Here is a 24757-nt window from a genome sequence, read left to right as displayed (position 1 = left end):
TCAATTTAATTAACGGTTTTTCTAAGGATTAGTCGCCGATGTTTTAGGGTAAAGTAGTTCTCGTAATGTAATGACAAATTAATTTATCAATGAAAACCCGATTTTCGCTGAAAATTTGGCATAGGTGAAAAAGAGGCGCTTTTGCTTCACTGTTCAACCGATTGCTAAGCCTGTTTCGCCGGATAATGGTTTCCGGTCTTTTATCCAAAGGTGTCTTTTGTTGTGAGTGATTTGTATACCGCCGAAGGCGTGATGGACAAAAATAGCCTCTGGGAGCGATATGTCCCCTTGGTTCGCCATGAAGCATTACGATTACAGGTCAAGTTACCTGCGAGTGTTGAATTGGATGATCTCTTGCAAGCGGGTGGAATAGGGTTATTAAACGCTGTTGAGCGTTATGACTCAATGCAGGGTGCTGCATTTACCACTTACGCTGTTCAACGTATTCGTGGCTCGATGTTAGATGAGCTACGCAGCCGCGACTGGGCGCCACGTAGTGTGCGCCGAAATGCCAGAGAAGTAACACATTCTATTCATCAACTAGAGCAGGATCTAGGACGACCACCAATAGAACAGGAAGTTGCTGATCATTTGCAGATTGAGTTAGCAGAATACCGGCAGATCCTATTGGATACGAATAACAGCCAATTGTTCTCTTATGACGAATGGCATGAAATTTACGGTGAAAGCTGTGAACCCTCTCAGGACGAAGATCACGATGACAATCCATTACAGATGTTATTGGAAAGTGATATTCGCCAAAGAGTCATAGACGCGATAGAATTGCTTCCCGAAAGGGAAAAAATGGTTCTTACTCTGTATTATCAGGAAGAACTTAATTTGAAAGAAATAGGCGCAGTGCTTAATGTCGGGGAATCCCGCGTAAGCCAGCTACACAGCCAGGCAATTAAAAGGCTGCGAGCACGCTTAAACCCAGAGAAATAGAAGTTTTGCTTATTTTTGTTTTTGTTTAGACTACAACACAGGGCTTTATCTCTTATGTCTGTTTCAACACAAAAGAAACGGCCGCTAAGCCGTTATATTAAAGACTATAAACACAGCCAGACCCATTGTTTACATTGCCATAAGGCGCTTGATCGTATTTCGCTCGTATTCAATCGCCAAGTTATTAATAAAGAAGCCATTTCTGAAATGACTGATTTAATTGATGATGAAACATGGGACTCTCTGCAAGAGAAATTTTCTGCGCTGTGCCGTTTTTGTAGTGAGATTTACTGTAATAGTGAAACTGATTACTTTGACATTATGGCTTTTAAACAGTATTTATTCGAACAAACGGAAATGAGTCACAGCACAGTTCGTGAGTATGTGGTTCGTTTACGTCGTCTTGATGAATTACTGACTTCAACTAATTTTCCTCGTCAAGAATTTACGACAGAGAAAATTCAGTCAGACTTGAGTAAAAAGCTCACTCCCTCTGCATTTAGTAACTACAATATTGCGCTGCGCAAGTATGAGCAATATCTCGATTGGTGCCAAGAGCCCCCATCGTTAAGTAGCCACTAACCGCTATCAAGAGAGACCTCAAAAGGAGTAGCAATGTCTGCTCCTTTTTTATTGCTTATTTTCCTTATATCACTTCTTTTTTTCTCTTACCTTCCATTCTCTTTATTGCTCTTTATTTTTATGTGATTACGGGCTTAAATGTAGCGTTAATCCTTGGTTGAGTTCTTATTTTTATTATTACCTCATCTATAAATAAAAATGCGCCCACAGGGAGCGCAAGTAATACAAGTATTCATAATGACGTGTTTTATATCAATCTTGATGTTGATATATGATTAAGTATATTTACCAAAATAGAGAGTCACTAATCATAAATAGTAAAAGAGTGAGTACAATCACAACCTTTCATCAAAGAGTGGTATTTTTTGATAGTAAAATTTAAAAGCGAATGAAACAGATAATAAAAAACCACCTTTAATAAAGCGTTATTTTAAAGGTGGTCTCAACGTTTAAGGAGAGAAAGAGAGTCTGTTAATTAGCTAATTGTCATTAAGCTCGCATTACCTCCCGCGGCTGCTGTATTGATACTGAGCGCTCTTTCATGTAATAAACGCTCTAACAATAAGTTAGTTTCACCACGAGAAAATCCTTGTACAGAAATAATTGCACCTTGTCGTTGTGCTATTTTTTGGCAGGTTTCTTTAAGCTGATCGCAATCACCATGATAAATAACCGCGTTGATTTTAACGGTATCATCATCCCATTTCTCCGTCAGGGTGATTGATTTTCTGACATCATCAGGTAGTTCACGATAAGCTTTTTGTGAGAAGGCATGGTTAACAACAAGGGCATGGCATCCTGATGCTAATACACCCGCTATTTGGGTTAAGGTGTCTTGTTCGTTATCTGCGAGGCAAAGCACATTACCACAAGGAACTAACTGATAAGTATTACGTTCACCTGTCGGTCCCGGTAATAGGCGTAATGTACCTGCTTGTGAAGCAAACGCGTAATCTTCTAATGCAGCATAATGATTTTTTTCAACTTTATTCGATAACCATGCCATAAAGTTATGATAAGTTTGCAGCAAACTATTACGCATTGAAGTATCAAGAGGAAGATAAGCATCTTGACGCGATAAAGTTTGGGTTGTTGCATTTTCAGGTCGTTTAGACAATAAGCGATATAGATAAGCAGGACCGCCAGCTTTAGGTCCAGTACCTGATAATCCTTCACCACCAAAAGGCTGAACACCGACAACGGCACCTACCATATTTCGGTTTACATATAAATTACCTACTTTGGCATGAGTAGCAATATACGCGATAGTTTCATCAATTCGCGTATGAACACCCATGGTTAAACCATAACCTGTTGCATTAATCTCATCTAACAGTGCTGGTAAATCTTGGCTTGCGTAACGAACAACATGTAAAACAGGACCGAAGATCTCTTTTTTCAGTGAACTGACGTTATCTAATTCAATTAAAGTAGGTTGAACAAAGGTACTCTTGTTCTCTATCTGCTTCGATAAACTATTATGAGACGCTTGATAAACAGTACGACCTTCAGTACGCATTGCTTGAATATGGTGGTCAATCCCTGTTTTTGCCTCTTTATCAATCACTGGACCAATATCTGTTGATAAAAGACTTGGGTCACCAATATTAGCTTGAGCCATTGCCCCTTTAAGCATTTCAATGGTGTGGTCTGCAACTTCTTCTTGAATACATAAGATGCGCAGTGCTGAGCAGCGTTGACCTGCACTATCGTAAGCGGAAGCCATGACATCGGTAACTACTTGTTCGGTTAATGCGGAAGAGTCCACAATCATGGCATTCAAACCACCAGTTTCTGCAATTAAAGGAACCGGACGACCTTCGCTATCTAATCTACCCGCTAATGTTTTTTGTAAAATATGCGCGACCGCAGTAGAGCCGGTAAACATCACGCCACGAACGCGTTCATCAGCAACTAAATGTGCACCAATGGTTTCACCTTGACCCGGTAATAGCTGTAACGCAGAACGAGGAATTCCCGCTTGATGAAATAACGCAACCGCTTTGGCGGCAATAAGTGGTGTTTGTTCAGCGGGTTTTGCTAATACGGTATTACCCGCCGCTAATGCAGCGGCAATTTGCCCACTGAATATCGCTAATGGGAAATTCCATGGGCTAATACAAACCACGGGTCCTAAAGGACGATGGGTATTGTTATCAAAGTCTTTTTCAACCTGAGCTGCATAATAATAAAGAAAATCAATCGCCTCACGAACTTCGGCTATCGCATTACTGTAGGTTTTACCTGCTTCTCGAACCAAAATTCCCATTAATGGACCCATTTGCTGTTCCATTAATTGCGCAGTACGAATTAAAAATGCAGCACGTTCTGCTGGTGGCGTTGCAAACCAAATTTCACCATTTTCTTGAGCAATCGCTAATGCTAAGTCGGCTTCAGCTGGTGTGGTTTCACGCACAGTTCCCACAATATCGGCATGATTAGCAGGATTTAATACCGTTTGAGGCGCTAACTCTGTTTCTAATTGATTAAATTCGCCATCAATAAGAGGTTCGCAATGTATTTTTTCTATTGCTGAGGTTAATAATGCACTAGATAGCGATGCCAAACGGTGTTCATTCGACATATCAATACCCTGAGAATTTTTACGCTCATCGCCATAAAGCTTATCAGGAAGTGGGATCCTCGGATGTGATAGACCAACGTGCCCCTCTGCTTGAGCCATTTGATTGACTTCTTTAACGGGATCTGCAACCAATTCATCTAACGAAATAGTGGTATCTGCAATTCGGTTAACAAATGATGTGTTAGCGCCATTTTCTAATAAACGGCGAACTAAATAAGCTAATAACGTTTCATGTGTTCCAACTGGCGCATAAATACGGCAAGGGCGACCTAATTTTCCGTCGGCAATTTTACCTACAACATGTGCATAGAGGGGTTCACCCATACCATGTAAACATTGGAATTCATATTGACCCGGGTAATAGTTTTGCCCGGCTAAATGATAAATAGCGGAAAGGGTGTGCGCATTATGAGTGGCAAACTGAGGATAAATAGAATTAGGAGAAGATAACAATTTCTTAGCACAGGCAAGGTAAGAAACATCGGTATACACTTTGCGAGTGTAAACCGGATAATCCTCAAGCCCATCAATTTGAGCGCGTTTAATTTCACTATCCCAATAAGCACCTTTAACCAAACGGATCATTAAGCGCCGACGACTGCGTTGTGCTAAATCAATGACATAATCAATCACTAATGGACAACGTTTCTGGTAGGCCTGAATAACAAAACCGATACCATTCCAACCCGCTAATTCTGGTTCAAAACAGAGTTTTTCTAATAAGTCGAGAGAGATCTCTAATCTATCTGCTTCTTCGGCATCAATATTAATACCAATATCATACTGTTTAGCTTGCAGTGTTAAAGAGAGCAGGCGAGGGTAAAGTTCACTCATCACTCGTTCATATTGTGCACGGCTATAGCGAGGATGTAGCGCGGAAAGTTTGATGGAAATACCGGGACCTTCATAAATTCCTCTGCCATTAGATGCCTTACCAATAGCATGAATGGCTTGCTGATAAGAGACTAAATAATCTTGGGCATCTTTTTCCGTTAATGCGGCTTCACCTAACATATCGTAAGAGTAGCTAAAGCCTTTTTCTTCTAACTTACGTGCATTAGCAAGCGCTTGAGAAATAGTTTCTCCTGTTACAAATTGCTCGCCCATTAAACGCATTGCCATATCAACGCCTTTACGGACAAGTGGCTCACCACTTTTAGTCAAAATACGGTTAAGTGAGTTAGATAGTTTTTCTTCGTTATGTGTTGCTACCAGTTTCCCGGTAAAGAGTAATCCCCAGGTTGCTGCATTAACAAACATAGATTGGCTTTGTCCCACATGAGAACGCCAATTGCCATGACTGATTTTGTCACGAATAAGTGCATCACGAGTGGCTTTATCAGGAATACGTAATAACGCTTCGGCAAGGCACATTAAAGCAACACCTTCTTGAGAAGATAGCGAAAACTCTTGTAATAACCCCTGAACTAACCCTGAACGACCTATGCCATTTTTCTGTTTTCTTAGTTTTTCTGCAATGGAATAAGCCAGTTTATGAGTGGCTTGTGCTTCGTTTTCAGGTAGTGTTGCCTGCTGCAATAGCATCGGTACGGCTTGTGTTTCAGGTGTACGATAAGCAGATGTAATGGCTGAGCGCAAAACTGATTGAGGGTGAATGTGTTCAGCAAATTCTAAGAATGGTTGATAGTGCATTGTTGGAAGATCAGTGTCTTCATCAATGTCTTGTGTTGAAAGTATTGATTCAGGTAATGCCAACTGATTATTTTCAATTTGTTCAAGGTAATTAAAAATCGCCTGCTTAATTAGCCAATGTGATGTTCTATCTAGCTTTTGTGCGGCATCTTTTAATCGATTACGGGTTTCTTCATCAAGTCTAACACCCATTGTTGTGCTACTCATGTAGAGCTCCTCATATCGTACATCTTATCAACGTGGCATCGTTACCAGTTATTTTTATTAATATCATTCATGTTGCAACATTGTGCAACTTTGTTAACAATATTTTTATAAATAATGTGAAAGTAATCAGGTTTTATATTAGATAAAAAATAAAATAATAACGTAACAAATAAATAATATAGATAATTCAATGAAATAGGTATAAAATCTATTTTGTTACTATTTCCGTATTTGTACGAATTAAGATTAATAGTGTGAAGTTACATACAAAAACTAAACATTTAAAAGTTAATGCCTTGTTAAAAGCATCAAATTTATTCTAGGATTGATGTGAGTGATTTATTTGTTACTGTAAGAAACTATTTTAATTAAAAACTGATAAGGTCATTTTTGTGCAACGAAGTGCAACGTTCCTGTGCTTGTTAAAAGCATACAAATTGATCGTAAACAGATTTATGGAGAACCGCGATTATGGCTTTAAATTCGCCAATGCTAATTACATTTACGATCTATATTTTAGGTATGCTTTTTATCGGCTATCTTGCATATCGATCAACAAAAAACTTTGATGATTATATTCTTGGTGGTCGTCGTTTAGGGAGTGTGGTTACTGCACTTTCTGCGGGCGCTTCGGATATGAGTGGTTGGTTATTAATGGGATTACCCGGTGTGGTATTTTTTGCTGGGATCTCTGAAAGCTGGATTGCTATAGGATTATGTCTTGGTGCATGGTTAAATTGGCGCTTAGTCGCTGGACGCTTACGACTACAAACAGAAAAAAATAATAATGCGTTAACACTGCCTGATTATCTTACTTCACGTTTTGACGATAAAAGCAAAATGTTACGTATTATCTCAGCACTAGTGATTTTGGTTTTCTTTACTATCTATTGTGCTTCAGGGGTTGTTGCTGGTGGTATGTTGTTTGAATCTACTTTTCATATTCCTTATCATGAAGCCATGATTTATGGTGCATTAGCCACAATTGCTTATACCTTCCTTGGTGGTTTTCTTGCAGTTAGTTGGACTGACACTGTTCAAGCAACTTTAATGATTTTTGCACTTATTCTTACACCTATTATTGTGATTTTCTCTGTGGGTGGCATAGATACGTCGATTGAAATAATTAAAGCTAAAGATCCTTCCTATCTTGATATGTTTAAAGGTCTCGATTTTATCGCCATTATCTCTTTATTAGCTTGGGGATTAGGTTATTTTGGACAACCTCATATCTTAGCGCGTTTTATGGCTGCTGATTCTAATCAAACTATTCGTAAAGCGCGTCGTATTGGTATGACATGGATGATCCTCTGTTTAGGGGGAACGGTTGCCGTTGGTTTCTTTGGTATTGCTTATTTTGAATTAAATCCAGACCAAGCTGGCGCTGTAATGGCAAAGAATGAGCGTATTTTTATGGAGTTAGCCTCATTACTGTTTAATCCATGGGTAGCCGGTATATTACTTTCAGCAATATTGGCTGCGGTAATGAGTACGTTAAGTTGTCAACTATTGGTGTGTGCGAGCGCATTAACTGAAGATTTGTATAAACCGTTTATTCGTAAAAATGCGAGTCAAAAAGAGTTAGTTTGGGTTGGTCGTGGAATGGTACTGCTTGTCGCGGTTATTGCTATCTTCTTAGCACGAGATCCGAATAATAAAGTGCTCGATTTAGTCAGTAATGCATGGGCTGGTTTTGGTGCTGCATTTGGTCCTGTTATTCTGATTTCAGTAACTTGGAAACGTATGACTCGTAATGGTGCATTTGCAGGTATGGTTATTGGTGCATTGACCGTATTAGTATGGATGCAGTTTAAATGGTTTGGTTTATATGAAATTATTCCAGGCTTTATTTTTGCATCTATCGCTATTATTGCGGTGAGTTTAATGGGGAAAGCACCAAGTGCTGAAAATCAGCAACGCTTTAATGAAGTAGAAACCGAGTATCAAAATACTTAATTGTAAAATGAGAGTCCATTAATAAAATACCGCCCATTAATGAATAAATGAGGCGGTATTTTTACAGTAAAAAGGTCTTATAAAGTATCCGGATAAAAAGAGGATCATTCGTAATATTCAAAAGCATCATGTATTACGGCTTTAGTGGTATTAATGATTTGATCATTAGATTTGACGGTAGTCACTAAGTCCCAAGTAAGACAATTATTATATTTATCCCACTCGTTACACGTCATATTAAACTCTCTAATATCATCATATAGACTACTAAATAACTGAAACTGATGTAGAACCTTACCGTCTTTATCATAAGTAAATTCTAATGTTGTTTCATTGTTTTCAACGACTTTTAATAGCCTATTCTTTGTATCATATTGATAATTTACGGTATTACCTTTATTACCAGCATCAGATTTGGTGACTTTTTCTGTAATGATATAGCCGTTTTTATAAAAAAACTGGCTTGATTCTGAACCCAGCAAAAGACCACTAGCATCATAGAAGTAAGCAATTTTATTCGTTAGCTGATTTTGCTCGTTCTTATTATATATTTCATTTAAATAGAGTGTATGAGTTCTATTACGATTTTTAAGTTGATACTTATACTTTAAATTATAAGGCTCAGGCATTCGCATAAGATTGGTTTCAATATGTTCATGAATATATTCTTGTGCCGAAAAATCATGTTTGGTCAGGCTACCGCATTCATCTAACCTTGTTTCATTTTGATAGGCTTTAAACCGACCGTCTTTAGAGAGTGTACTCGTCGTTATAATCGATTTCACGGGCCCATTATGGAAATCAAGCATAGTGACGATATTGTTGGCTACATTTATCTGTTTCTGTTTTTCAGTACAAGATATGGGTGTAGCAAACACGGAAAAAGAGCCTAGTGTGTATAGTGAAAAAATAGAAAATAACTTTAATTTCATAAAATTAGCCATTTTAAAAAATACCAATCTAAAGGATGTAAGTTAGCGGAGTTACTTCCATCATTTTTTGGATGAGTATACGGGAAGTTTTATTTTTTAGTAAGTATTGTACTTATCATTAATAGGTTTAAGTAGTTTTACATAAACTATTTTTTAATGAAAGTATTGAAGTTAGTCTTTTTTAGAATATAAACAGTGAGGTAAATCATTAGATATAAACCAGCCTAAGATTTTTATTAGACTGGTTTTATGTTGAAAGTTAAACTAAGAAATTGCAAATAAAACAATAGCAAAATATTATTGGTAGTATTCAAATTGGTTATGTATTAATGCTTTACTGTAGTTAACCACTCTATCATCGAATTTAATCGTGCTTTCTAAATCCCAAGTTAAGCAATTATTATATTTATCCCATTCATTACAAGTAAAATCATAGGTTTTTAGTTCATCATGAAAGCCTTTAAATGACTGTATTTGACGTAAAATTTTGCCATTTTCATCATATTTAAAGCTTAATGTAACGATATTATCTTCTATAGATTTTAATAGCCTTTTTTGAGAGTCATATTCGTAGTGAATCGTTTTCTGATTTGTATCAGCTGCGTCTGTTATATTAACTTTTTCTAAAACGACTCTATTCTCTTTAGTGGTAAATTGAGAAATATCTTTACCAATAGGTTCACCAGCAGCGTTGTAAAACGTTGATGTTTTTTTATTAATTAGGTTATTAGCATCTTTACCAAATATTTCATTCACATAGAAGGTATGAGTATAGTTACGATTTTTTAATTGGTACTTGTATTTAAAATCGTAAGGGGCACTTTCAGACATCCTAATGATATTGGTTTCGATATTACCAAATGTATATTCTTGCAAAGAGGCGTGATATTTGGTGAGGCTACCGCACTCATCGAACGTTATCTCACTTTTTATGGCTTTAAATCTACCATCTGAAGGTAGAGTACTCGTCATAACAATAGATTTTATCGGTCCCGTAAACGCTTCTAGGGTAACAATCGAGTTATTGGCAAAGTTAATGTCTTTATCTACTTCATTACATTGGACTGATGCATTTGCGAGTAGAGGAAAAGAAGCCAACGTGCAAAGTGAGAAGGTGAGTAGTAATCGTGATTTCATAAAGGCATCCATGTTGTAATAATCAGATTAGGTGTGCAAATCAGTTGAGTTACTTTAATTGCGTTATCAAAAGAGTATAAATGAAAATTGTTTTTTTAGTAACCATATGAGTTATTACATTAATTCAATAGGTAATATCACTTAATTTTGATGTTTTTACGAATGTATGGCGATGGAAATTAATTGGATTATCTATTTTGTCGATAAAGAAACCACTACAAATTAATTATAAAAACTTATTAATAACATTTAAATAATATAACAATAAAAGATGTTTAATAAAGTAATTAATCAAATGGGGAATGTAAGGCAGAAAAATTAATTTATTAATTGTGCTAATTAAAATACATTTAATTTATCTGTAATTCAATTTTAAAAATAGATGGTTTTTTCCATTTTATTAATATATTGATTATAAAAAACGTCAGATATTTATTTTAAAAAATGATAAAAATCAAAAATAAAAAAGATAAATTAATTTTTAATATTAATCCTAGTATGACTTTATAGGAATATAAAATAAATCATTTAAAGATTGCTTTAGTCATAAAAAGACTCTCTATTAATGATTTTTATAAGTGAATACACCTAAAATGGCGTAAAAAAGTTGCATTTTACAAGTAAAAAAGTAGATAATCATAAATACTTACACATTCTTACGTAATAAATATGAAATAATGTGGTTTATTAACTACATTATTCTATTGTTTGTATCTGCTATTTAATAAATCCATAAACTAGTCTTATTTAGATATATTACCAGAGAGAGTCTTTTTATGAATAAAATACTTCTTGCTTCAATTATTGCAGGTGTTTTCTCCGCTACTTCTTATGCAGCGTCAGATAATACAATTCGTTTTCAAGGCGAAGTCGCTGATGAAACTTGTACCGTAACCGTAAATGGTAATTCAGCATTACCTGTTATCTTATTACCAACAGTTCCTGTTAGTGCTTTAGATACTGCCGGTAAAACAGCAGGACAAACTCCTTTTACAATTGGTGTAAGTGGTTGTACTGGTTCAAAACCTACTGATACTAATATCAAAACTATTTTTGTTGCAAATAATCTGACAACAGATGGTCGCATCGGAAATACTGCTGCTGATAATAATGTGAGTTTAGAAATTATTGACCCAGCTAAAACAGGAACAAAAATTGATTTAACGGGTGTTGGTAATGATGGGCTTGTTTTAAAAGCTAATGAAAAATCTGCATCTTATGATTATGCCGTTCGTTACTACGCAGATGATGTTGCAACAGCAGGGAAAGTAGAAGGTAGTGTGCAGTATTCTATCTCTTATCAATAATATTTTGTTGTCTCCTTTTTTAAAAAAAGGAGACATTTTTTGTCTGTAAGAGGAAGATTAATAATGAAAAAAATAATAATGATAATTGCTTCTCTTTTTTTATGTTATAGCACAGCGTCATTTTCTAGTGTCACCATGCTGAAAACAAGAATTGTATATGCATCAGATTCTAAATTTGAAGTTTTAAAATTTATGAATAATGATGATATTCCGTATATTATGCAATTATGGGCTGATAAGAATAACCCTAATTCAACGCCAGATAATGCAGATGCACCTTTTGTTATTCAACCTCCCGTGTTTCGCATTGATCCTAAAACAGGGCGAGATGCTCGGTTGATCTATACAGGGGAGGGATTACCTCAAGATAGAGAGTCGATATTTTATTTAAATATTGCACAAATCCCACCTAAAGATTTGAATAAAGATATTAAAGAAGGTAATAGTTTTACCGTTATTGTACATCATCGTTTGAAAGTTTTTTATCGCCCAACGGCTATTGAATCTAGTTTGAATGATATTGAGAAACAAATATCTTTTTCAGTGGATGCAAATGGAAAAATAAAAATAAAAAATGATTCACCATTTTTTGTCTCTTTTTCCTCATTTGAAGCAACTAATCAATCAGGACAAAAATATGAATTTAAACCGATGATGGTAGCTCCACTATCAGTTGATACATTAGTTAGTGAAGGAAATAACGTTATTACTTTATTGCCAAATAAAATAAGTTATAAATATCTAAATGATCTAGGTGGACAGAATAACGCAAAATATCAAATTCACTAAAGCGATTTTTTAAATGAAAACTATCAATAAAGGCTTGAAAGTAGTAAATAAGCATATAAGAATAGTGTTGTTAATCAGCTTATCTACTTCTTTTACTAACTTATTACCTTCAGCTTTCGCTGAAGACTATGAGTTTGATCCTGATTTATTATTGGGAAATAGCAATAAAATAAGTCTCAATCAATTAAATGATAGTAATTATATTGCTGCTGGTGATTATGATGTAGATATTTATATTAATAGCCGTTTTGTTGAAAGGAAAGTAATTACTTTTCAGTCAAATGATAAGAATAAAGTAATCCCTTGTTTTACTAAACAGCAAATAGATGAAATGGGGATTTTAATTGATAACGAAACTGATGAGAGCGGTCAACGCTGTTTAGTATTAAGTCAGCTTCATAAAGATATCACTGATACCTTTGATGCCTCTAATTTTAGAATTACGATTGCGGTTCCTCAAATTTTATTAAAAAAATCGCCACAAGGTTATGTTAATGAAGCTGACCTTGATTCTGGCAACACGATGTTGTTTTCTAACTACTCAGGGAACTACTATAAGAATAAAGCCAGTGGTAAAACGTCAGATTATGGATTTGCCAGCTTGAATATGGGCGTTAATTTAGGAACTTGGCAATTTCGTCAGCAAGCCTCTTATTCTTATAATTCCTCTCCTTCTAGTAGCAACAGCGAATTTAATTGGATAAGAACTTATTTACAGAAACCCCTTGTATCGCTGCAATCTATGTTAGTTGTGGGCGATGTTTATACTATGGGGGCGCAGTTCTCTAGCCTTGCATTTAAAGGTTTCCAGTTAATGTCTGATGAAAGAATGCTGCCTGATTCTCAAAAAGGTTATGCGCCAGTAATTAGAGGGATTGCTACCACAACAGCTAGGGTAGTCATAAAACAAAATGGTACAGAGATTTATCAAACAACGGTCTCACCAGGTCAATTTGAGATAAATGATCTCTATCCAACCAGTTATGAAGGTGATTTATTAGTTGAAATTTTTGAGGGAAATGGAAAAGTTTCTTCTTTTACCGTTCCTTTTACCGCGTTACCTGAATCAGTAAGGGCTGGAAAATTTAAATATAATTTTTCTGCGGGTGAAGTGAATGATTTTGGCTCACAAAATAGTTATTTTTCTGATCTTGCTTTGCAATATGGGTTAAATAATACCGTTACATTAAATACAGGCTTACGTATCGGTAATCAATATCAAGCGATATTTGCAGGTTCTGTTATTGCCACTCAGTTAGGGGCATTCGGATTTAACTCCGCGTTTTCTAATACAGATATTGATGGTAAAAATTACCAAGGTGGTCGTTTAGGTGTGAGTTATAGCCGTACATTTAGTCCAACGAATACAGTGATTACACTTGCCGGATATAAATATTCTACAGAAAATTTCCGCGAATATAATGATGTGCTAGGAGTGAGACAAAGTGCAAAAAATGGCATGGAGTGGAATTCCAATAGCTATAATCAAGAAAGTCAATTTACATTAAGTGTAAATCAATCCCTTGATAAGTGGGGGCAACTCTATATTTCTGGTTCAATTAATAACTATTATGGTAATAAAGGGCATGATGCTCAATATCAGCTCGGTTATTCAAATAGTTATAATAATATTGCTTATAGCATTGCCTATAGTCGTCAAAAAACAGGTCAGATAATTGCCAATAATACCTTTACACCTGCTCTTTATGATTCAACGTCAGAAGATATGGTGATGTTATCGGTTTCGGTTCCATTAGGTAAGTCAGACTATGCGCCAATGTTGTCATTATCTTCCAGTCACTCTAGTGATGATTCGAGTTATCAGACCAATCTTTCAGGTCTTTTAGGCGAAGACAAGACGCTATCTTATAGTGCTAACGCAGATTACGATACGCAAAATAAAACAATAGGAAGTGGGCTTCATCTTATTAAGCAACTGCCATTTACAACGCTATCAGGCAGTATTTCTAATGGTAAAAACTATACTCAGGGTAGTGTTGGTCTTCAAGGTGCGCTAGTTGCACATAGTGGCGGTCTAACATTGGGTCCACGTATTAGTGACTCTTTTGCATTAATTGAAGCTAAAGGCGCCAATGGAGCGAGTGTGAGTAATGGTATGGGGGCGCGTATTGATCCCTTTGGTTACGCGATTGTTCCTTCGCTAGTTCCTTATCAATATAACAATGTTAGCTTAGATGGGAAAAATATTAAGAATAATAATATTGAGCTACTAGAGAATACTAAACAGATAGCACCTTACTCAGGTGCAAGTACTAAGATTATTTTCAAAACAAGAATAGGTTATCCAGTATTAATTTCAGTACAGCCTGAAACTCAATTACCATTAGGTGAAAATGTATTTGATAAAGAAGGCCATATTGTTGGTATGGTTGGGCAAGGAAATCAAGTTTATTCACGAGTAGAGCAGAAACAAGGTGTACTGGTAGTGGGGAAAGAAAACAAGAGTTGCGAAATTTCTTATTTAATCCCAGAAGAAAAAGAAGCAGACAAACTTATCTTATTATCAGGTCAATGTTTATGAGATTAAATAATTTGTATTCATCATTTTTTAAAACATCAATATTATGTTTGTTGATACTTTTTCCTACGCTTGCAGCGGCAACTTGTTATAAAATAACAGCAATAAATACAAATCCTCGGCATAATTATTATACTGAACCAGGAAAAGGAACTGCAAAGAGTTGGCAAGGTGCTAGAGATGATTCGGGTTCGATGGGAAGCACACCTAAAATCATTAATGTTAATAATGACCAGTTTCAACCACCAGGAACATTAGTCGCAAGTGGCTTTATTACCATGCTAGAAGCCGGTTATGAAACCTATGATCCTGACCAAATATTATTTAGGTGTACCGCAGATGAAGAGAGTAAATTAAGAGAGTTTTACTCTACTAATGGTGACTATCTATATGGTGGTAACAAATTAGTTAACCCTGCTTTAGGATTAAATGATACCTATATTAGCCTTGCGAGAGGTTTGGGAATTAGGATTAAAAATACTATTACGGGTGAGTATTATAGTCGATATTGGAAATCTCGCCCTTTGGTTAATTTAGATAGAGATAGTCTTGGCTGGATACTAGTAAAAGCAAAAGACTTTTCAAATATGGAAGTTGAGCTATTTAAGATTAATTATGAAAGAACCAGTGATATGCCACCAGTACAATCAAGCAATGGACTTATTACTTTTATAAACCAACCTGCGGGCTATATCGCTTTTCAAAGCTCTAATTTTTCTTATTTATTGAAAGATGGCTCTGATCACGCTTCAAATTACCATGGCTTCTATGCTTATTGGCCTGCCGCCGTTAATATGTCTCGTCGTATTTATATTAGAAATTCAGCAACGTGTTTTGTTCGCAATGTAACCCCTTATGTTTCATTTCCTCTTGTTGCAATTAATGAATTAGCGAGTGGTAAAAAACTTACCATGCCCATTAATATCGACTTTTACTGCCAAATTGCAGGACCTGCTAATGATGGTGTGAGTAATATGATTAGTGGTACGGGGGTAGGGCAAACGGCAATGGGTTTTTTACCCCGTCCTGCTAATGTAAATAAAGCGCTTGAATTAGGACTAACTGTACCAAATGGAAGTGGCATAACACATTTAGTAACAGATGGTTATGGTACAGATAAAAATATGGCAAAAGGTGTTGGCGTAAGGATATATAGACCAACTGGGACGCCATTAAACTTATTATCAACATTAGCCAGTGAAGGACAAGGTCCTGGCTATGGTTGGTCACCTGTTTTAGAAGATGCGAGATCACTTTCTTATAATAACGGTATCTCTGAATTTACTAAAATGTTATACGCCTCATTTGAAGCACTCCCTAGAGAACAAATAACAGCAGGGAAATTTAGTGCAACGCTGCAAGTTATTATACAGGTACAATAATAATGAAAAGTATTGGCATATTTATTTTACTGGTATGTTTTTCTTTTATTGCTAATGCGGATTTAGCGTTAGATGGTTCAAGAGTTGTACTTTATCATTCAGACAGAGAAGCCTCTTTAAATATAAAAAATGACGGGAAATATCCCGTTATTGTACAAACGTGGGTCGATGATGGTGATCCAGCGAATACACCAGAAACAATAACTGATGTATCTGCATTATCATTACCCGCAGTATTACAATTAAAGGTGGGGGAATCACAGTTTGTACGAATAATTAATAAATTTACTAATACAAATAAAGAGCAAGAGACTTTGTATTGGCTTAATTTATATGAAATCACACCGAAACCTGCGGATAAAAACCCTAATGATAATTTGATTAATGTTGTTGTTCGATTACAAATAAAAGTTTTCTATCGACCAGATGATTTAAAAATGAATATTGTGGATGTTAGCCAAGCACTCATTTTCAAAAAATCAGATAATCAGTTACTTATTGAAAACCCAACACCATTTTATGTCACTGTGCAATCTGCGAGTGGCAATGACAATACCACTATTATTATTCCTATGCTGGCACCTTTTTCAAAGCAGCAGGTGAAATTAGACAGTGGTGATATAAAAAAAATCAGCTATGCATTGATTGATGATGCTGGTGGTATATTTGGTGATGAAAGAGCATTAAATTAATTTACAGTAAAATATAAATAAAACTTATAATATTCTTTTGCTATAAAGCTAGTGATATATTTTATTTAAAAATATATTTTCAGTATTAAATTTCAATGGCGGTTGTGCTAATCATCCACTAATCTGAGCAAATAAAATTGCTGAGATAAAAAAGAAAGCACAACTATTTTTTTAATAACCAAATAGACACTTTTGCGACACTTAGCGATAAAAACAAAAAAGCCACTTATTACTAAGTGGCATAAATGTCTGATTTATCAGCATAAAAATGGTGGGTCGTGGGGGGGTCGAACCCCCGACCAATTGATTAAGAGTAGTATTCTAACTACTATAAAATCAATAAGTTATAAGTTTTTCAGTAAGTTAGAAAACGATGAGCTATGACTATTCATGGTTGTTCTGGTTTTCTGTCGCCACTTTGTCGCCATTAAGTGCTTGTAATTTTTTGATTGTATCTCTAATAGTTGCTATTTGCGTTAGTACTGGATTGTTTTTAGTCTTATAATTTAAAAGAATAAGAAATAAGTTATCAATAAAATCAATCGAATCAATAATATTTGATTCAAGGTCTTGGAGCATATATTGATAGGCACCTCTATTGATAGATTCTGATTCCGTGTACATATCATGACTGTCATAATACAATTGGATTTTTTCAATATACTCATTTTTTTTATTTGGTAATTTAGCAAAAAAATCATTTTCTGCTATATGCAAATAATTTAATAAATTATTCATTTGTAATGAAATGGATAAGTAATAATCTTTATCTGGATTATTTATATCAATATTATCAAAAATTCTCTCATGTGATTTAACAATGAATAATTCTAATGCTATGTTTAAGTTAGCTATAATTTTACTACATTCAGAGTAAAAAATATTATTAGGAGTTTCTTCATAAGTAGTTATATTGGTAAATGCTTTCTTGTATAGTAAAAGCCTATCTTTAACTTTATATTTATCTTTTTTTAATAAGCTAAGTTCTTTTAGAATATAGTTTTTATTAGATATATACATATCAACTTTATTTTTCTTTTGAGCTTCTATTAATTGTTTCTCTGCTGTTTTTATTTGGATATCAGTTTGATAAGAACGATGAGCGCTAGCCACAAAAGCCCCTAAAATAGGCGATCCAGCTAAAAGATAAAGTGGTAACTTACTTATTTCTAAAAAGTTATTATATCCATTCTTTGATACCTCTAATGGATACTCATACCAAATTATAGAACCAAAATACACACATGATAAAATAGGAAAAATAACAGCAATCCAAAATAGCCATTGTAAATGAAGACTATGAGAATTTAACTTCACAACATCCCAATTCCACCAAATACATAAAACAAGCAATAATATCGCTATACCATAGGTAATTAGATAGTCCATTTTATATCTTCAACTTCACCAAAGGATTAAACATCAGCGCATCATTTAAATGCTCTGGGGCGAAATGCGAATATCGCATAGTCATTTTAATATCGGTATGACCTAATATTCGCTGTAAAACTAAAATATTACCGCCTGACATCATAAAGTGTGAGGCAAAAGTATGTCGTAAAACATGCGATGATTGCCTATGAGGCAATTCAATATTGGCTCGTTTTATTGCTGAACGAAAAGCAGAATAGCAGGGCGTAAATAATTGGCCTCTACGTTTCGGAATTTCATTAAACAACTCTTCTGATATAGGTACAGTTCTATTACGTTTACCTTTTGTTTTGGTAAATGTAATTTTGTAAGGAGTAACTTGTGAACTGGTTAAACCTTCAGCTTCTGACCAACGTGCTCCAGTAGAAAGCGCAATCTTGACAATAATAGATAAGTCTTTCGCTTTGCTTTTATCGCATTCTTCTAGCAGTTGGATAATCTGTTCATCAGAAAGAAACGCCATTTCTGATTCATCAGTACGAAATGAGCGAACATTCTTTAATGGGTTATCATCTTTCCACTCACCCAATCGATGCAACTCATTAAACATCGCGCGAAAATAGGCTAGTTCAAGGTTTGTTGTTCGTGGAGCAACGGACTTGATCCTATCAGCACGAGTAATTTTTCCGCTTAATCGCTTTTCACGATAAACAGAAAATAACTTAGCATTAAACTCTGTTGCTAAAGGTTCGTCCATTGCTTTGCAACCGAATAACATCATTTGCTTTCGGCTTTCGCCATCAGCTAATGTAATACCATGAGCACGAAACCAGATTTCAACCAACTCAGATAATAAACGTTTATCTTCTTTTTCACCTAGCCACGGCTTATCTTCTGTTTGTTCAAGAATATAACGTTCAAATGAAATGGCTTCGCCTTTTGTGGTAAATACTTTTCTAATACGCTTGCCTGTTCTACCGTTAGGGTAGCTCTCAACTTGCCAACGACCATCTGGTTGTTTATTTATTGCCATCGCTATCTATACCAACTACATTTTTTAACCAATCATGAAAGTAGTATTTTTTGTGTCCATCAGTTGCCATCATTGTTTGAATGTTTCTAACAGAAAAAGTTCTGTGTTCATTTCTTACATGACAATAACCAGCTATATACTCATCACCATAACCATTCTTTTTGTATTGATTTATATCTACGGTTCTTCTAATTTTTCCTGAATTAGACAAATAGGTAAATGTAGTTTGCATAGGAGGAAATTCGGCTATTACTTTAATTTCCTTAGCTTTGTATCTAACATCTTTCGCATATTCAAAAAGTTCATGTAAATCTAATTTAAATTTCTTTTTACAAAGATCTTTAAAGTCATATCTTGATGACCCGATAGTTATTGCTGTAATGATTTCTTTCTCAGGAATATAAGTTGCTTCACCAGTGCTGGGGTCTGTGAGCTCTAAATAGAATTCACCGTCATCGTATATATATAATCGTGTAAATATGCCATAGATTTTATCAGTTTCATCTCTGATTCTAAATGATGCTTGATTTGTTATACCTTGCCATAAAAGAGATTTACCATTTTCCATAACAAAAGTTTTAATATCATCAGCAATAACATTCCCTGTTTTATCTTCTGTATGAGTACTTTCTGCTATTTTAGGTGCTTTTATTGATTCTCTTGCTTGAATATCAGAATCGGTGTTATGGATTGGTTGTGTTTCTTTGTTGTAAGTATTTGTATTTTCTGGATTTATGTTTGTTTTTATTGTGGTATTTTTCTTATGGAAAAACCAAATGTATAATAAACCTATAATTAACGCACCATTAACAACTAACATAAATATAGACACACCTCTATTTTCTATTTCTGGTGAAAAAGTGAGACTTAAACCAGTAATAAAAAATAAAGTTAGGAATAAAAGTATTAATATTTTCAGCACAAAAAAAATATTTTTCATCATGATAATCCTTATCTAGTTACTGATTTTCAATAATAGTAATTACTCGACCGCGAATTTTTATATCAGAAATTTCACAATCAAAAGCCATTCCAATACCTGAAACTCTAACGCGTTGCATAGGCATTCTAGTCAGCTCTCTAATGCTATTTTTTCCATCAATTTCGATGAGCCATTTTCCATCGAAAATATCGTTATATTTTTTATCAATAATGAAGTAACTATTTCTATCTTGGATAGATATTGGCTCTGATGGCAAAGGGGATTGATTGGGGAAAATTACTTTATCAAACATGATATGGTCTGAGGGTATGAGTTGTCCGTTTTTTAGTTGAAAGTTAGGAATTTTTAAGTTGTCTAGTTTTTCATGGTTAAACGGTTTGCCTTCACCAAATGCTAACCACTCTAAATTAGCACCTGTTTCATACATGCAACGTACAACCATATCAGCTGGAAAATTATTACGTTTATATCTTCCTGATATACCGCTAGCTCCCATATTGAAGTGTTCAGCTAGCATTATTTTTGAAGTAAAACCATAGGCTTCTATTATTCTATCTAACACCTCACCACTGCTTTCACAGAACACAAAGTCAAAAGGCTGGTTCATCTTAAATAACCCTTAATTACGCAAAACGTGAAGTGTTTATTACTGAATATCGACTATTCGCGAAAAAGCGAACTAGTCTTCACGTTATGGAAAGTAACGAATAGTATTGAATAGCATCGAGTGACATCGAATAGGAGATTTTGCCTTATGCGTCCTAATATTACAATCAACATAAATATTTCTTATCTTACAATTGACGTATTTAATAAGTGTACTGGACTATCTAGATTAACCATTCGTGACATAATTTCTGATGGGCGTTTACTTTTACGTGCTAAATTAATTGATATGAAGTTGACTAATGCAATAGAAGACGCATCGATTCTTAATGGTGTGCTAGAACAGATGCAATGTCAGCCGTCAGTGCTCGCTAATGAAACATGTGATTCTAATGTGCTTGCTTATTTATTAACGGTAGTTGGTGAAGTAGGGAAGTTAGCAACCAATACAGTATCAGGTGGTAATTTAAATAATGCATGTGTTGCTGAATTTAAACGTTCTGTTAATACGGTAATTCGTTATTTAACGTTGGTGATTATAAATACAGGCAGGAAATCAGCAGGACTTAAACAGAAGTATTCATCCTTTATTGGTTGAAAATCAATTATCATTCTTGCCCTCGATTGTGGGCTTTCTATACCCATCAATATAGTCGCGCATATGCCATTTGCATTAACTCAAAATGGATCGCATCGATAGCGCGCGCTACAGTGCGCATAATCCCCACGAAATAAAATCATTCACCACGTAAAACGCACTACTCCGCACCCGCCTGCACAATTTGGATCAAAAAAATATTTCAGTTTTAAATTTTTACAAAACATATCGTGAGGGCGCGCGGGGATTGGGTTCTTTGCGCTGGCGTCAAACTGAAATGATTGTAAAAGATTTCAGGTTATTTCAGTTTGAGGGATAGAAAAAGGATCACGATAAAAAAATAACGCATTGATAATAAAAGAAATTTCATACTTTACGTGGGATTGATGATCCACATTTTACGCGAGAGCATTTTTAAGAATATTTATTTTTCAGTGAGTTATAGATTTTTGAAACTGAAAAAGTTAATAAAAATTTGATATTTCATATTCTATTCTTTCGGGAGTAATTAATTTACTTTCTTTTATAATTAGGTATTTTTTATCATTAATTAGATATTCTTCTATTGGAAGTTTTTTTGTTATATTTTCTCCTGACTCATTATCTTTATAATTATAAATTAGATAATCATTTTCTTCATTCATCATTATTGGTTCTGCAAAGCTAGTTTCTGAAATAAATAATATTTCTTTCATAAAGTATACCTTATTTGAATATATCTGGTTGATTGATATATAAACATACTAAGGAAGATATGGAATGTAAACTTCTATGCAGAAGCTAAAGAGTAAAAAAATCTCTGTCGCCATTTTGTCGCCACTTTCTTCCAGATACAAAAAAGCCACTTATTACTAAGTGGCATAAATGTCTGATTTATCAGCTTAAATTTGGTGGGTCGTGGGGGGTTCGAACCCCCGACCAATTGATTAAGAGTCAACTGCTCTACCGACTGAGCTAACAACCCGATGCGCTGATTATTCTCCTCTCAATAGCCGTGGTCAACCCTTTAATACCATTTTTTTTCTGAATGAATAAAATATCGTCAATTACTTTAAAAAAAGGATCTTGTCTGGTTATCAATGCATCATCTCTTTGACTAAATGTGATCTTTTCATTACTTATACTGAGATTTATGTCACAATAATTTCGCAAACATAGCCACGTCAAAAAATAAAATAGTGGCAAAACAACATCGAAAAATATAAACACACTTCAGGTATTGTATGGAAGATCAAACACAACTATCTCAGCCCGTTAGAGTGAAAAATGCCACTCTTCAACGCGGGCTAACAAATCGTCATATTCAATTGATTGCTATTGGTGGTGCTATCGGTACTGGTTTATTTATGGGATCAGGGAAAACCATCTCGTTAGCTGGACCATCAATTATTTTTGTCTATATGATTATTGGTTTTGTCCTGTTCTTTGTAATGAGAGCAATGGGCGAGCTTCTATTATCTAATTTAGAATATAAATCATTTAGTGATTTTGCTGGTGATTTATTAGGACCTTGGGCTGGCTTTTTTGTCGGCTGGACATATTGGTTTTGCTGGGTAATTACGGGCATTGCCGATATTGTTGCAATTACTTCTTATATTAGCTATTGGGCGCCGGGTTTCCCTGAATGGGGGACTTCTTTTATCTGTGTATTAACATTGCTGATTTTAAATTTAGCAACCGTGAAACTCTTTGGTGAAATGGAGTTTTGGTTCTCAATGATAAAAATTACCGCGATTGTGTCATTAATCATCGTGGGTGTGGTGCTAATCAGTATGGGATTTCAATCGCCAGCAGGGCATACCGCAGCGCTTGAAAATATTTGGAATGATGGCGGAATGTTTCCTAAAGGGCTCAGCGGGTTTTTTGCTGGTTTTCAAATCGCTATTTTTGCTTTTGTGGGAATTGAATTAGTTGGTACCGCTGCCGCAGAAACGCGTGATCCCGAAAAATCACTACCTAAAGCAATTAACGCTATTCCTATTCGTATTATTACTTTTTACGTATTGGCACTCGCGATTATTATGTCTGTAACACCTTGGCGCTCAATTTTGGCAGATAAAAGTCCTTTCGTTGAGTTATTTGTCATGATAGGAATTCCTGCCGCTGCAAGTTTAGTTAACTTTGTTGTTTTAACCGCCGCAGCGTCTTCAGCCAATAGCGGAATATTTTCAACCAGCCGTATGTTGTTTGGATTATCTAAAGAAGGTGAAGCACCAAAGCAGTTTAGCCAGTTATCTAAACGTGCAGTACCTGCGAATGGGCTATTATTTACTAGCCTATGTTTATCGTGCGGCATTATATTAATTTATTTTATTCCCGATGTGATGCATGTATTTACGTTGGTTACTACGGTCTCTGCATTGCTATTTATGTTTATCTGGAGCATGATTTTATGCTCTTATTTAGCCTACCGTAAAAAGCGACCACAACTTCATCAAAAATCCATTTATAAAATGCCATTAGGTATTTTTATGTCGTGGTTATGTTTAGCCTTTTTTGCCTTTATGACCATTTTACTGGCACTAGAACATGATACTCGCCAAGCACTAAGCGTAACCCCTATATGGTTTATTGCCTTGGCAATCGGCTACCAATACGTTAAAAAGCGTAAGCAAAAAATAGCAGCTCAATAATAAGTTGCTAGATTAAAAATACAAATTGAAATTAAGCCTTACCATAATTGTGGTAAGGCTTTTTTACATAACAAAAATAAATTAAATCCGAGTTAAATAAATTTTATTTTTTACTTTAATTATTTAATTTATTTGGTTTTCATTGTCTTTTTGAATGAAAAGTAGCCGTTAAATTACAGTAATAAAATATTTATAAAATATGTTAACTGCATCCGGTATTTTTTTAAAAATACACTATCCTACAAGTAAAATAAAAGGAGGCGGTATGTATAAGAATATTTTGGTTCCCATTGATATCGATGAAGATAATTTGATGAATAAAGCAATTCCATTGGTAGAGGATATTGCAAAAAATGAAGATTCTCATGTTCATTTTTTATATGTGCTACCTAAGTTGCCACAATCATCTTACTATCGCTTAGTTATGAATGGCGATCAATTAGATCAAGGATGTTTAAAAACGTCAGCAGAACTTGAGGTGAAAAAAATTATTGGGCGTTTTGATTTACCTGATGACAGAGTAGAAACGCATATCTGCATTGGAAAACCAAGAGACGCCATATTACAAATAGCGGATGAAATTGATGCTGACTTAATTATCATTAGTTCTCATAACCCTGAAATAGATATTTATCACTTAGGCTCAACAGCTGCAGATATTACTCGTTATGCAAAACGTTCAGTGATGGTTGTACGATAAAACGATAGGGTATCCGCTGGATCTTACCCGTTAGGACTATTGGGTGATTATAGTGGCATCGCAGTAGTAAGATGGTTAGTTATCGCGATGCCTTTACCGCACAAATAAATCACTATTATATTTGGCTAGCTTATAAATTTTAATTATTATGTTTTATACTCTGCTAAC

The 24757-nt window shown here is 34.9% G+C and carries 19 protein-coding genes and 1 tRNA gene; 11 read left to right on the top strand and 9 right to left on the bottom strand.

Annotated elements, in window-relative coordinates; translation table 11 throughout:
• Window positions 1–222 precede the first annotated feature (222 nt).
• The gene (locus ABN099_RS02390; protein WP_349462106.1) at window positions 223–945 is read left to right on the top strand and encodes an RNA polymerase sigma factor FliA; all 723 of its coding nucleotides are present in this window, start codon (window positions 223–225) and stop codon (window positions 943–945) included.
• A 54-nt stretch (window positions 946–999) separates the two neighbouring features.
• Window positions 1000–1527, top strand: coding sequence for a flagella biosynthesis regulatory protein FliZ (fliZ, locus tag ABN099_RS02385; RefSeq protein ID WP_064720291.1), 528 nt, complete (start codon window positions 1000–1002; stop codon window positions 1525–1527).
• Between the two features lie 475 nt (window positions 1528–2002).
• On the opposite strand, the gene putA is transcribed toward fliZ, so the two are convergent.
• Window positions 2003–5971 (bottom strand): trifunctional transcriptional regulator/proline dehydrogenase/L-glutamate gamma-semialdehyde dehydrogenase, encoded by a 3969-nt coding sequence (putA, locus tag ABN099_RS02380; protein ID WP_349462105.1) that lies wholly within the window; start codon window positions 5969–5971, stop codon window positions 2003–2005.
• Window positions 5972–6442: 471 nt separating this feature from the next.
• On the opposite strand from putA, the gene putP reads away from it, so the two are divergent.
• Window positions 6443–7927, top strand: a complete 1485-nt coding sequence (gene putP / locus ABN099_RS02375; protein WP_349462104.1) for a sodium/proline symporter PutP — start codon at window positions 6443–6445, stop codon at window positions 7925–7927.
• Between the two features lie 104 nt (window positions 7928–8031).
• On the opposite strand, the gene ABN099_RS02370 is transcribed toward putP, so the two are convergent.
• Both ABN099_RS02370 and ABN099_RS02365 read right to left on the bottom strand, forming a co-directional pair.
• Entirely contained in the window at window positions 8032–8859 is an 828-nt protein-coding gene (locus ABN099_RS02370; protein WP_349462103.1) for a hypothetical protein, read from the bottom strand.
• Between the two features lie 297 nt (window positions 8860–9156).
• A complete protein-coding gene (locus ABN099_RS02365) occupies window positions 9157–9996 on the bottom strand; it encodes a hypothetical protein (protein ID WP_349462102.1) in 840 nt (279 codons plus the stop codon).
• A 776-nt stretch (window positions 9997–10772) separates the two neighbouring features.
• Here ABN099_RS02365 and ABN099_RS02360 point away from each other — a divergent pair.
• From ABN099_RS02360 to ABN099_RS02340, 5 genes are all read left to right on the top strand, one after another.
• Window positions 10773–11303: a fimbrial protein gene (locus tag ABN099_RS02360; protein WP_349462101.1), complete on the top strand. Its 531-nt coding sequence runs from the start codon at window positions 10773–10775 to the stop codon at window positions 11301–11303.
• A gap of 63 nt (window positions 11304–11366) precedes the next feature.
• The gene (locus ABN099_RS02355; RefSeq protein ID WP_349462100.1) at window positions 11367–12092 is read left to right on the top strand and encodes a fimbrial biogenesis chaperone; all 726 of its coding nucleotides are present in this window, start codon (window positions 11367–11369) and stop codon (window positions 12090–12092) included.
• A 13-nt stretch (window positions 12093–12105) separates the two neighbouring features.
• On the top strand, window positions 12106–14634 hold the full coding sequence (locus ABN099_RS02350; protein ID WP_349462099.1) for a fimbria/pilus outer membrane usher protein: 2529 nt from the start codon (window positions 12106–12108) through the stop codon (window positions 14632–14634).
• Window positions 14631–16013 carry a fimbrial protein gene (locus tag ABN099_RS02345; RefSeq protein ID WP_349462098.1) on the top strand — a complete coding sequence of 461 codons (1383 nt, stop codon included), beginning with the start codon at window positions 14631–14633 and terminating at the stop codon, window positions 16011–16013. Before ABN099_RS02350 ends, ABN099_RS02345 begins: the two co-directional genes overlap by 4 nt.
• Before the next feature lie 2 nt (window positions 16014–16015).
• Complete coding sequence (locus ABN099_RS02340) at window positions 16016–16705, top strand: fimbrial biogenesis chaperone (protein WP_349462097.1); 690 nt, start codon at window positions 16016–16018, stop codon at window positions 16703–16705.
• Between the two features lie 384 nt (window positions 16706–17089).
• Here the strand turns inward: ABN099_RS02340 and ABN099_RS02335 are convergent, their stop codons facing one another.
• From ABN099_RS02335 to ABN099_RS02320, 4 genes are read right to left on the bottom strand one after another with little or no spacing between them, the layout of a single operon-like run.
• Window positions 17090–18094, bottom strand: a complete 1005-nt coding sequence (locus ABN099_RS02335) for a hypothetical protein (protein WP_109910911.1) — start codon at window positions 18092–18094, stop codon at window positions 17090–17092.
• Between the two features lies 1 nt (window position 18095).
• A complete protein-coding gene (locus tag ABN099_RS02330; RefSeq protein ID WP_349462096.1) occupies window positions 18096–19109 on the bottom strand; it encodes a phage integrase in 1014 nt (337 codons plus the stop codon).
• Window positions 19096–20052 (bottom strand): hypothetical protein, encoded by a 957-nt coding sequence (locus ABN099_RS02325; RefSeq protein WP_349462095.1) that lies wholly within the window; start codon window positions 20050–20052, stop codon window positions 19096–19098. Before ABN099_RS02325 ends, ABN099_RS02330 begins: the two co-directional genes overlap by 14 nt.
• A gap of 16 nt (window positions 20053–20068) precedes the next feature.
• Window positions 20069–20659: a phage repressor protein CI gene (locus ABN099_RS02320; protein ID WP_349462094.1), complete on the bottom strand. Its 591-nt coding sequence runs from the start codon at window positions 20657–20659 to the stop codon at window positions 20069–20071.
• 147 nt (window positions 20660–20806) lie between these two features.
• On the opposite strand from ABN099_RS02320, the gene ABN099_RS02315 reads away from it, so the two are divergent.
• Window positions 20807–21256, top strand: a complete 450-nt coding sequence (locus tag ABN099_RS02315) for a phage regulatory CII family protein (RefSeq protein WP_349462093.1) — start codon at window positions 20807–20809, stop codon at window positions 21254–21256.
• 464 nt (window positions 21257–21720) lie between these two features.
• Here ABN099_RS02315 and ABN099_RS02310 read toward each other — a convergent pair whose 3' ends face one another.
• Complete coding sequence (locus ABN099_RS02310) at window positions 21721–21951, bottom strand: hypothetical protein (protein ID WP_249717691.1); 231 nt, start codon at window positions 21949–21951, stop codon at window positions 21721–21723.
• 193 nt (window positions 21952–22144) lie between these two features.
• Window positions 22145–22220 (bottom strand) — tRNA-Lys (locus ABN099_RS02305).
• A 259-nt stretch (window positions 22221–22479) separates the two neighbouring features.
• Between ABN099_RS02305 and cycA the strand changes: the two genes are divergently transcribed.
• On the top strand, window positions 22480–23889 hold the full coding sequence (gene cycA, locus ABN099_RS02300; RefSeq protein ID WP_349462092.1) for a D-serine/D-alanine/glycine transporter: 1410 nt from the start codon (window positions 22480–22482) through the stop codon (window positions 23887–23889).
• Between the two features lie 265 nt (window positions 23890–24154).
• A complete protein-coding gene (locus ABN099_RS02295) occupies window positions 24155–24589 on the top strand; it encodes a universal stress protein (protein WP_349462091.1) in 435 nt (144 codons plus the stop codon).
• Window positions 24590–24757: the final 168 nt, after the last annotated feature.

The sequence above is a fragment of the Proteus hauseri genome (assembly GCF_040139125.1).
Classification (GTDB): Bacteria; Pseudomonadota; Gammaproteobacteria; order Enterobacterales; family Enterobacteriaceae; genus Proteus; species Proteus hauseri_B.
Note: the sequence above shows the minus strand (reverse complement) of the source record. Positions and strands in the feature narration are given on the sequence as shown.

Excerpts from the sequence above, each read along its gene's own strand:
- ABN099_RS02365 (WP_349462102.1), bottom strand. The coding sequence starts at position 9,996 with ATGAAATCACGATTACTACTCACCTTCTCACTTTGCACGTTGGCTTCT.
- ABN099_RS02310 (WP_249717691.1), bottom strand. The coding sequence starts at position 21,951 with ATGAAAGAAATATTATTTATTTCAGAAACTAGCTTTGCAGAACCAATA.
- putA (WP_349462105.1), bottom strand. The coding sequence starts at position 5,971 with ATGAGTAGCACAACAATGGGTGTTAGACTTGATGAAGAAACCCGTAAT.
- fliZ (WP_064720291.1), top strand. The coding sequence starts at position 1,000 with ATGTCTGTTTCAACACAAAAGAAACGGCCGCTAAGCCGTTATATTAAA.
- ABN099_RS02340 (WP_349462097.1), top strand. The coding sequence starts at position 16,016 with ATGAAAAGTATTGGCATATTTATTTTACTGGTATGTTTTTCTTTTATT.
- ABN099_RS02360 (WP_349462101.1), top strand. The coding sequence starts at position 10,773 with ATGAATAAAATACTTCTTGCTTCAATTATTGCAGGTGTTTTCTCCGCT.
- cycA (WP_349462092.1), top strand. The coding sequence starts at position 22,480 with ATGGAAGATCAAACACAACTATCTCAGCCCGTTAGAGTGAAAAATGCC.
- ABN099_RS02320 (WP_349462094.1), bottom strand. The coding sequence starts at position 20,659 with ATGAACCAGCCTTTTGACTTTGTGTTCTGTGAAAGCAGTGGTGAGGTG.
- ABN099_RS02315 (WP_349462093.1), top strand. The coding sequence starts at position 20,807 with ATGCGTCCTAATATTACAATCAACATAAATATTTCTTATCTTACAATT.
- ABN099_RS02350 (WP_349462099.1), top strand. The coding sequence starts at position 12,106 with ATGAAAACTATCAATAAAGGCTTGAAAGTAGTAAATAAGCATATAAGA.
- putP (WP_349462104.1), top strand. The coding sequence starts at position 6,443 with ATGGCTTTAAATTCGCCAATGCTAATTACATTTACGATCTATATTTTA.
- ABN099_RS02335 (WP_109910911.1), bottom strand. The coding sequence starts at position 18,094 with ATGGACTATCTAATTACCTATGGTATAGCGATATTATTGCTTGTTTTA.
- ABN099_RS02370 (WP_349462103.1), bottom strand. The coding sequence starts at position 8,859 with ATGAAATTAAAGTTATTTTCTATTTTTTCACTATACACACTAGGCTCT.
- ABN099_RS02295 (WP_349462091.1), top strand. The coding sequence starts at position 24,155 with ATGTATAAGAATATTTTGGTTCCCATTGATATCGATGAAGATAATTTG.
- ABN099_RS02325 (WP_349462095.1), bottom strand. The coding sequence starts at position 20,052 with ATGATGAAAAATATTTTTTTTGTGCTGAAAATATTAATACTTTTATTC.
- ABN099_RS02355 (WP_349462100.1), top strand. The coding sequence starts at position 11,367 with ATGAAAAAAATAATAATGATAATTGCTTCTCTTTTTTTATGTTATAGC.
- ABN099_RS02330 (WP_349462096.1), bottom strand. The coding sequence starts at position 19,109 with ATGGCAATAAATAAACAACCAGATGGTCGTTGGCAAGTTGAGAGCTAC.
- ABN099_RS02345 (WP_349462098.1), top strand. The coding sequence starts at position 14,631 with ATGAGATTAAATAATTTGTATTCATCATTTTTTAAAACATCAATATTA.